This is a genomic window from Pseudomonas sp., assembly GCF_050739655.1.
In the GTDB taxonomy this organism is placed as follows: Bacteria; Pseudomonadota; Gammaproteobacteria; order Pseudomonadales; family Pseudomonadaceae; genus Aquipseudomonas.
In genome coordinates this window covers 1-6,268 of record NZ_JBOIBY010000159.1, presented here as the reverse complement: position 1 = coordinate 6,268, position 6,268 = coordinate 1, and the positions used below count along the sequence as shown (strand labels likewise).

Annotated in this window: 7 protein-coding genes; 3 read left to right on the top strand and 4 right to left on the bottom strand. The window is 57.1% G+C overall.

The genetic code is table 11. The features are described from left to right. Nucleotides 1-28 precede the first annotated feature (28 nt). Nucleotides 29-673, bottom strand: a complete 645-nt coding sequence (gene pyrE, locus ACRESJ_RS07620) for an orotate phosphoribosyltransferase (RefSeq protein WP_007975175.1) — start codon at nucleotides 671-673, stop codon at nucleotides 29-31. A gap of 82 nt (nucleotides 674-755) precedes the next feature. Between pyrE and ACRESJ_RS07615 the strand changes: the two genes are divergently transcribed. Further along, complete coding sequence (locus tag ACRESJ_RS07615) at nucleotides 756-1,535, top strand: exodeoxyribonuclease III (RefSeq protein WP_110965529.1); 780 nt, start codon at nucleotides 756-758, stop codon at nucleotides 1,533-1,535. A gap of 78 nt (nucleotides 1,536-1,613) precedes the next feature. Here the strand turns inward: ACRESJ_RS07615 and gltS are convergent, their stop codons facing one another. The 3 genes from gltS to rph form a co-directional block, all read right to left on the bottom strand. Then, on the bottom strand, nucleotides 1,614-2,822 hold the full coding sequence (gltS, locus tag ACRESJ_RS07610; protein WP_431757357.1) for a sodium/glutamate symporter: 1,209 nt from the start codon (nucleotides 2,820-2,822) through the stop codon (nucleotides 1,614-1,616). Between the two features lie 370 nt (nucleotides 2,823-3,192). Next, complete coding sequence (locus tag ACRESJ_RS07605) at nucleotides 3,193-3,561, bottom strand: DUF4870 domain-containing protein (protein WP_431757356.1); 369 nt, start codon at nucleotides 3,559-3,561, stop codon at nucleotides 3,193-3,195. Nucleotides 3,562-3,589: 28 nt separating this feature from the next. Next, on the bottom strand, nucleotides 3,590-4,312 hold the full coding sequence (gene rph / locus ACRESJ_RS07600) for a ribonuclease PH (protein WP_431757355.1): 723 nt from the start codon (nucleotides 4,310-4,312) through the stop codon (nucleotides 3,590-3,592). Between the two features lie 267 nt (nucleotides 4,313-4,579). Here rph and ACRESJ_RS07595 point away from each other — a divergent pair, with 267 nt between their 5' ends. Further along, nucleotides 4,580-5,443, top strand: a complete 864-nt coding sequence (locus ACRESJ_RS07595) for a YicC/YloC family endoribonuclease (protein WP_272604039.1) — start codon at nucleotides 4,580-4,582, stop codon at nucleotides 5,441-5,443. A gap of 12 nt (nucleotides 5,444-5,455) precedes the next feature. Further along, on the top strand, nucleotides 5,456-6,076 hold the full coding sequence (gene gmk / locus ACRESJ_RS07590) for a guanylate kinase (RefSeq protein ID WP_431757354.1): 621 nt from the start codon (nucleotides 5,456-5,458) through the stop codon (nucleotides 6,074-6,076). The last annotated feature ends 192 nt before the right edge of the window (nucleotides 6,077-6,268 follow it).

The window sequence follows — 6,268 nt, the reverse complement described above, 5'->3', positions numbered from 1 at the left end:
CTTCGGCAGCTCCTACAAGGGGAATGCGCTATACGCCGAACTGGGCGCGGTACGCTTCCACGGCAGGCAGGTGCTGCTTGAGCTGTGGATCGTCAGCCAGGAATTCCAGCACCTGGTTCAACGAAACAATGCTGATGACCGGAATGCCGAAGTCACGCTCCACTTCCTGGATCGCCGACAGCTCACCGTTGCCGCGCTCCTGACGGTTCAGGGCGATCAGCACGCCAGCTGCCTTGGCGCCGTCCTGGGAGGCGATGATCTGCATCACTTCGCGAATGGCGGTGCCGGCGGTGATCACGTCGTCGATGATCAGCACTTCACCGGTCAGCGGTGCGCCAACCAGGCTACCGCCTTCGCCGTGGGCCTTGGCTTCCTTGCGGTTGAAGCACCAGGGCAGGTCACGGTTGTGATGTTCGGCCAACGCCACGGCAGTGGTCGCCGCCAACGGGATGCCTTTGTAGGCTGGACCGAACAGAACGTCGAAAGCAATACCGCTCTCAGCAATGGCTGCGGCGTAGAAACGACCCAGCTGCGCCAGGGCCGAACCCGAGTTGAACAGGCCGGCATTGAAGAAGTAAGGACTGGTACGCCCGGACTTCAGGGTGAACTCACCGAAGCGCAAAACGCCGCGATCGATGGCAAAACGAATGAAATCGCGCTGATACGCTTGCATGAAAAAAACCCCAAATACCACGGATTTAGCTAATTAGCTTGACGCCGTGTATCATACACGCACGCGATTTTTGGGGCCATTTATGCGGATCATCAGTGTGAACGTCAATGGTATTCAGGCTGCAGTCGAGCGAGGTTTGCTCAGTTGGCTGCAAGCACAGAATGCCGACGTCATCTGCCTGCAGGACACCCGTGCCTCCGCCTTTGAACTGGACGATCCAGCCTTCCAACTGGATGGATACTTCCTTTATGCCTGCGACGCCGAAGTCCCCGCCCAAGGTGGTGTGGCTTTGTACTCGCGGTTGCAACCGAAGGCTGTCATCAGCGGTCTCGGTTTCGAGACGGCCGACCGCTACGGGCGCTACCTGCAAGCCGATTTCGACAAAGTCAGTATTGCAACCTTGTTGCTTCCGTCGGGTATGAACGGCGATGAGGACTTGAACCAGAAATTCAAGCTCATGGACGACTTCGCCAAGTACCTGGACAAGCAACGGCGCAAACGCCGCGAGTACATTTATTGTGGCTCGCTGTACGTGGCGCAACAGAAGCTGGACATCAAGAACTGGCGTGACAGCCAGCAATCTCCGGGCTTCCTGGCACCTGAACGTGCCTGGATGGACGAGATTGTCGGCAACATGGGTTATGTCGATGCCCTGCGCGAAGTCAGCCGTGAAGGCGACCAGTACAGCTGGTGGCCGGACACCGAACAGGCCGAAATGCTCAATTTGGGATGGCGGTTCGACTACCAGATCCTGACGCCGGGCCTGCGCCGCTTCGTACGCAGTGCACGCCTGCCACGTCAGCCACGGTTCTCGCAGCACGCGCCGCTGATCGTGGACTATGACTGGACGTTGACGATCTAAACGTTTGTCGCTGAACAAAAATGCCCGTATCGCAAGATACGGGCATTTTTTGTGCCTCTGTTCCAGCCGGATTCGAACTCAGACAGCGGCGAAGAACGGCAAGGCCAGATACAGCTTGATCACGATGACGTTGATAATGTCGATGAAGAAAGCCCCGACCATCGGCACCACCAGAAATGCGATCTGCGATGGACCGTAGCGCTGCGTCACCGCTTGCATATTGGCAATGGCGGTCGGCGTGGCGCCAAGACCGAAACCACAATGCCCCGCAGCCAGCACGGCTGCATCGTAGTTGCTGCCCATCACCCGGAACGTCACGAAAATGGCGAACAGCGCCATCACCAGCGCCTGCACAGCCAAAATGATGAAGATCGGCAACGCCAGCGCGGCCAGATCCCATAACTTGAGCGACATCAGGGCGATCGCCAGAAACAACGACAGGCTGACATTGCCCAGCACCGAAACCTCACGCTCAAACACCTGATACAAGCCCAGCGCGGAAAGACCATTGCGCAGCACCACACCCACGAACAGTACACATACGAACGTCGGCAACTCGAATGCGGTTCCCTGCAGCAAGCCATTCAACAGATTGCCGGCCAGCAAGCTGACTGCAATCAGCGCCAGGGTCTCGATAAACGAAAATGGCGTGATTGAGCGCTCCTTGTTCGGCTGCTCGAACCCTTTTGGCAGTAGAGGCGTGTCTTGATGTTTGCAGCCGGGTACTTCCACGCGCTTGATGAGCAAACGAGCAACCGGCCCGCCGATCAGACCACCCAGCACCAGACCAAACGTCGCGGAGGCCAGCGCCAACTCGGATGCAGATGCCAGACCATATTTCTCACGGAATACCGTGCCCCACGCAGCACCGGTACCATGGCCACCCGCCAGCGTGATCGACCCGGTCAGCAACCCCATCAAAGGGTCGAGCCCGAGCATCGTTGCCAGCCCGATCCCCATCGCGTTCTGAACCACCAACAGCCCGGTCACGGCAAGCAGAAATATACCGACGATCCGACCACCTTTCTTCAGACTGGCAAAATCGGCACTCAGACCGATAGTTGCAAAAAAGGCCAACATCAAAGGTGTTTGAAGGGAAGTATCAAAGCGGACTTCAATATCTAATGTTCGCAGCACCAATAAAATCAAGGCGACTACCAAGCCACCCGCTACAGGTTCAGGAATATTATAACTGCGCATGAAACCAACGCGAGTAACAAGTCCGCGCCCCAGTAAAAGTACCAAGGAGGCGGCCACGAGGGTTCCGTAAAAATCGAATTGAATCATTGGGATTATTCTTGGCTATATATATTCAGAGGCGAACTTTTTACCTGGGCTCACCTCATGAACCGGCTGATTGTCTCAACACTGATTACTGTGGAAATTCAAGAGCCTTCGATGGCTTGAATATATCTGAATATTTCAGGTGAAATATCTCGCGGGCAACTTTAACAATCGTCGATCCCGATTGCCAAGGACATAGCCAGGCACTTAGCCATACAGTTGTGACTAAAAGTGTAAGCACACTATTTATATAGAATATTGCATGTTACTCATCGCAGACAGATTATTCCTACATACCGCAGATATTAATTTTGCTGCTTAAACAAAAATGCCCTGACAGTTCAGGGCATTTATTTTGATACTTCAAGATGTTTTATTTGATCAACCGCCAGGTAAACGGATATCGATACGGGTAGCCTTCATTAGCCTTCACCCCGGCAATGATCGTCAGCACCAGAGCACCAATGGCAATAAGGCCCAACAGGAAGAACCCGATGATTACCACCATCAGCAGAAAGCTGATGGCGGAGGCGATGGCGACGGTGATCTGGAAATTCAGCGCTTCCTTACCCTGCGCATCAATGAAGGGATCCATCTCGCGCTTCATCTGCCACAGAATCAACGGGCCAATCAGCGTACCGAACGGAATCCAGATCCCCAGCAAGGCGGACAAGTGACAAAACATGGCCCACTGCCGAACCTGTTTGCTCGGGGTGGGAAGCAGTTGTTGCTCGTCACTCATGGCGTCCTCCTTGCCTGTGGTTATCCGATCAGTCAGCCAGCGCAGCCTGTTGCAGAGCGAAAATTTCGCTCATGCCCTTTTTCGCCAGCTCCAGCATGGCATTGAGCTCTTCAGGCTGGAACGGCGCGCCTTCGGCAGTGCCCTGGACTTCGATGAAGCCGCCAGTGCTGGTCATCACCACGTTCAGGTCAGTCTCGGCAGCCGAGTCTTCCAGGTAGTCGAGGTCGAGCACAGCCTCGCCCTGGTACATGCCCACCGAAACGGCGCCGATCATTTGCTTGAGCGGGTCGCCGCCTTTCAGGCCGCCACGTTTCTTGATCACTTTCAAGGCATCGACCAGTGCAACCATGGCGCCAGTGATGGACGCGGTACGGGTACCGCCGTCGGCCTGGATCACGTCGCAGTCGACGTACAGGGTGACATCACCCAACTTGGACATGTCCAGCGCAGCGCGCAGGGAACGGCCGATCAGGCGCTGGATTTCCAGGGTGCGGCCGCCTTGCTTGCCACGGCTCGCTTCACGCTGGTTACGCTCGCCAGTGGCTCGCGGCAGCATGCCGTACTCGGCAGTCAACCAACCCTGGCCTTGGCCCTTGAGGAAACGCGGTACGCCATTTTCGACGCTCACGGTGCAGATGACTTTGGTATCACCGAACTCGACCAGTACGGACCCCTCGGCGTGTTTGGTGTAGTTGCGGGTAATGCGGATCGAGCGGAGCTGATCGGCAGCGCGACCACTTGGACGTTTCATAAGGGATACCTGTACGGGGACGGAAAACTGCGGAGCATTATAAAGCCGCCGGCCACGACTGGGCACTTCTAAAAAAATCCTCTGACGAGCGAAGGCTCTGAACAGCCCGTGCCGGACGACTTGCAGCCGTTTGTCACACCGTGTGTTTGGGCGCATCCGTGCCACTGCGCTACAATCCTGCGCCTTTGCTGCCAGTCGGCTTTAATTCATTGATATCGGATTGCCGGAACGTCAAATCCGCGCCGATCTGCATTGCGAGGTACCTCCATGGTGCACAGCATGACCGCCTTTGCCCGCGTCGAGAAAGCCGGCGTTCAGGGCACCCTGAGCTGGGAGCTGCGCTCGGTCAACAGCCGCTACCTGGAACCCCACCTGCGTCTGCCAGAGTCCTTTCGCGACCTCGAAGGCGCCGTCCGTGAAGCCCTGCGCCAGGGCGTGTCGCGGGGCAAGCTCGAATGCACCCTGCGCTTCACCGAAGAAAATACCGGCAAACCGCTGCAAGTTGACCAGGCACGCGCCGCGCAACTGGTCGCCGCCGCCGAGACCATTGCCAGCCTGATCAAGAATCCGGCAGCGCTCAATCCGCTCGAAGTGCTGGCCTGGCCTGGCGTACTGGTAGGCGATGCGACCGACCCGCAAGCCTTGAACGCCGAGGCACTGGCGCTGTTCAATCAAGGCCTGAAGGAGCTCAAGGCTGGCCGCGAGCGCGAAGGCGCGGAGCTGGCTCGCCTGATTAACGATCGCCTGACATCCATTGAAGAAGATGTGGTGACGCTGCGTGAACTGGTGCCGCAGATGCTTGCCACCCAGCGCCAGAAAGTCCTCGACCGTTTCGCCGACATGAAGGCAGAGATGGATCCGCAGCGGCTGGAGCAGGAAATGGTCATGCTCGCGCAAAAAAGCGACGTAGCCGAAGAGCTGGACCGCCTGAGCACTCACATCATCGAAGTTCGCCGCGTCCTCAAGTCCGGCGGCGCAGCCGGGCGGCGCCTGGATTTCCTGATGCAGGAACTCAACCGCGAAGCCAACACACTGGGCTCCAAAGCCTTCGACCCGCGCAGCACCCAGGCTGCGGTCAACCTCAAGGTGTTGATCGAGCAGATGCGCGAACAAGTGCAGAATATTGAGTAAGGCAATTCCGACATGAACCACAGCACCGGCACCCTGTACATCATCTCCGCCCCATCGGGCGCGGGCAAAAGCAGCCTGGTCAAGGCCCTGACCGACGCTGATCCAGAGATCCGCGTCTCCGTCTCCCACACCACCCGCGCCATGCGCCCTGGTGAAGTGAACGGCGTGAACTATCACTTCGTCGAACGCAGCGAGTTCGTGAAGATGATCGAGCACGGAGATTTTCTCGAGCGCGCCGAAGTGTTCGGCAACCTCTACGGCACATCCCAAAGCCACCTGCAGCAGACCCTGGACGAAGGCCATGACCTGATCCTGGAAATCGACTGGCAGGGTGCCGAGCAGGTGCGCAAGCTGATGCCCCAGGCCCGCTCGATCTTCATTCTTCCGCCATCGTTGCAGGCTTTGCACCAGCGCCTGACCAATCGTGGCCAGGACAGCGACGAGATCATCGACGGCCGCATGCGCGAAGCCGTGAGCGAAATGAGTCACTATGTCGACTATGACTACCTGATCATCAACGACGATTTCGCCCACGCCCTGCACGACCTGAAGGCGATTTTTCGCGCCAATCAGTTGATTCAGAAGCGCCAACAGCAGCGTCACGGCAAATTGTTGGCCGAACTGCTCGACTAAAGAGCACTTCCCAAAACCGCTGCAAGGGCTTTACATTGGTACTTGCAGCGCGTTGAAGGGCTTGATCAAAAAATCAGCGCTTCCCTAATCGCTGGTGATTTTTTAAACTGTTGAGTCCGCTCGCCCATCCGGGCAGCGCGCATATTGCATTTGCTACGAGGAAGACCATGGCCCGCGTAACCGTTGAAGACT

Coding starts and splice junctions, on each gene's coding strand:
- pyrE (WP_007975175.1), bottom strand. CDS start 673: ATGCAAGCGTATCAGCGCGATTTCATTCGTTTTGCCATCGATCGCGGC.
- ACRESJ_RS07615 (WP_110965529.1), top strand. CDS start 756: ATGCGGATCATCAGTGTGAACGTCAATGGTATTCAGGCTGCAGTCGAG.
- gltS (WP_431757357.1), bottom strand. CDS start 2,822: ATGATTCAATTCGATTTTTACGGAACCCTCGTGGCCGCCTCCTTGGTA.
- ACRESJ_RS07605 (WP_431757356.1), bottom strand. CDS start 3,561: ATGAGTGACGAGCAACAACTGCTTCCCACCCCGAGCAAACAGGTTCGG.
- rph (WP_431757355.1), bottom strand. CDS start 4,312: ATGAAACGTCCAAGTGGTCGCGCTGCCGATCAGCTCCGCTCGATCCGC.
- ACRESJ_RS07595 (WP_272604039.1), top strand. CDS start 4,580: ATGGTGCACAGCATGACCGCCTTTGCCCGCGTCGAGAAAGCCGGCGTT.
- gmk (WP_431757354.1), top strand. CDS start 5,456: ATGAACCACAGCACCGGCACCCTGTACATCATCTCCGCCCCATCGGGC.